A 590-nucleotide genomic window follows, 5' to 3' on the forward strand; every position below is an offset into this window, starting at 1 on the left:
CCCTCCCGAGAGCGACCGACAGCCCGACTTTTTCGTGCCGGGTCTGTACGACGTAGCCACCAAGGACAACCGTAGCCTGATGGACGTTGCGCTGTTCCGCCTGTCAAAGCGCGACAAGCGAGCAGGCGAAGTGATCCGCTACGACCTGCCGGACGGCTTCGTTGAAGTGAAGGCCGGGCCGGATGGCATGGCGTCGATATGGGACTACGACATTGTGCTGATGCTCATCTCACACCTAACCGAGTCGATGAATCTTTTCAATGCCGGGCGTGGTGCCATGCCGGGCAAGAAATTCGTCCCGCACGCCTCAGATATTGCCAAGTTCTGCCGTCGTGGCGACGGCGGCCGTCAGGCCGACGAGCTGGAAGCCGCGCTTGACCGCCTGCTAGGAACGACCATCAAGAGTGTGCGCGAGACACCATCACGCAACGGCAAGCGCGTTGTGCGTGAGACGGAAGCGGAAAGCCTCATTGGCCCCTACCGCGTCGTGTCCCGCACCGATACCGGCAAGGTGGCCAGCATTGAGATTGAGGCACCAAACTGGATTTACCGGGAAGTGACTGGCGGCAGACAGCCGGACGTGCTGACAG

General features: G+C 61.2%; 1 protein-coding gene. It reads left to right on the forward strand.

Annotated elements, in window-relative coordinates:
* Positions 1 to 590, forward strand: a 590-nt coding sequence (locus HMPREF2886_RS27325) for a replication initiator protein A (protein WP_177344465.1), incomplete at both ends; no start/stop codon positions are given.

It is taken from the genome of Pseudomonas sp. HMSC066A08 (genome assembly GCF_001813025.1).
GTDB lineage: Bacteria > Pseudomonadota > Gammaproteobacteria > Pseudomonadales > Pseudomonadaceae > Pseudomonas > Pseudomonas aeruginosa.